This is a genomic window from uncultured Dialister sp., assembly GCF_937959425.1.
Lineage (GTDB): Bacteria > Bacillota > Negativicutes > Veillonellales > Dialisteraceae > Dialister.
Genome location: NZ_CALGPS010000148.1, coordinates 1 through 1,420, shown reverse-complemented (window position 1 = coordinate 1,420; position 1,420 = coordinate 1). Strand labels below are relative to the sequence as shown.

Sequence of the window (1,420 nt, the reverse complement as noted above, 5' to 3'; positions counted from 1 at the left end):
CCACTGACGTGGTCCTCTTCCCCTGAGAAATCCAGCAGCCAGGGACTAGCAGCTTGTAGCTAGTAGCTTGTAGCTAGTAACTAGGGACCAGCCACTAGCCACTAAATTACCCCGATCCCGATCCCGCCCCCTTCTATTTACATCTCCTCTTTCCTATGGTATCCTTGTACTAGTTATATTGAATTCTATAAATGTGAGGTACCCTATGACAGAAAAAAGAGAAGGGCTGGATGAGCTGAAGCAGCTGGGCAGCCGGAATACGAAATACACCTATGATTATGACCCCGGTCTGTTGGAAAAGATTCCCAACAAGCACGCTGACCGGGATTTCTTTATCAAGTTCAACTGTCCGGAGTTTACAAGCCTCTGCCCGAAGACGGGGCAACCGGACTTTGCCACCATTTATATTTCCTATATTCCAGACAAGTACATGGTGGAGAGCAAGTCTTTGAAACTGTATCTTTTCAGCTACAGAAATCACGGCGATTTCCATGAGGACTGTGTGAATATGATTATGACGGACCTTATCCGTCTTCTCCGTCCCCGCTACATTGAAGTCTGGGGCAAGTTCCTGCCCCGGGGCGGTCTTTCCATCGACCCTTACTGCAATTACGGCATCCCCGGCACGGAATGGAAGGATTTCGCCCGTTTCCGCCTGCTTCATCATGATATGAATCCGGAAAAGGTGGATAATAGGTAGGTTGTGTAGAAGGGTTATGGAAAAGGGTTCTTAAGATTGACCGGCCCGCTGGGCCGGAGGGTTCTTAGGTTTGACGGGCCCTTCAGGCCCGAAGGTTTCGGTGGCGGCTTTGCCGCAGGATAAAGGGGCGCGGCTGACGCCGCAGGTTGTGTAGAAGGGTTGTTGCTGAAAAGGTTCTTAGGATTGACCGGCCTGTGGGGCCGGAGGGTTCTTAGGTTTGACGGCGGCTCCGCCGCCGAGGGTTGTGGATTGCCCTGCGGGCAATGATTATGAAGTCAGCGTTACGTGCTTGCCATTAGTGTCACCAATGCTGCATGACGGAGTGCGTTAGCCTCCTTCCTCTGGAAGGAGGTGTCGCCGCAGGCGACGGAGGATAGCGGATTTTCGAAGAAAATCCGAGGCCCTGAAAGGGCCTGATTGTGACTCATTTGTGAAATGCCGCCTACGGCGGTGCCTTTGCTGCGCAAAGGCCTATCCTCACCGCTCCGCGGAGCTCCTTCCTCTGGAAGGAGGTGTCGCCGCAGGCGACGGAGGATAGGGGCGTCAGGTCTTTGGTAAAAGGTTCAGAGGGTTCAGAGGGTGGTGGTGGCGCCCTACGGGCGCAATATAAAATTAGCGTTACGGGGCTTGCTTTGGTGTCTCCTGTGATGAATCAGCGCTTCCCTAGACCTATCCTCAGGGCTTCGCCCAGCTCCTTTCTGAGAAAGGAGCCTGCGTTAC

At 53.2% G+C, this 1,420-nt stretch carries 1 protein-coding gene; it reads left to right on the top strand.

Annotation, left to right across the window (positions count from 1 at the left end; translation table 11 throughout):
* The first annotated feature begins 205 nt into the window (after positions 1-205).
* The gene (queF, locus tag Q0482_RS06220) at positions 206-700 is read left to right on the top strand and encodes a preQ(1) synthase (protein ID WP_299144755.1); all 495 of its coding nucleotides are present in this window, start codon (positions 206-208) and stop codon (positions 698-700) included.
* Positions 701-1,420 lie beyond the last annotated feature (720 nt).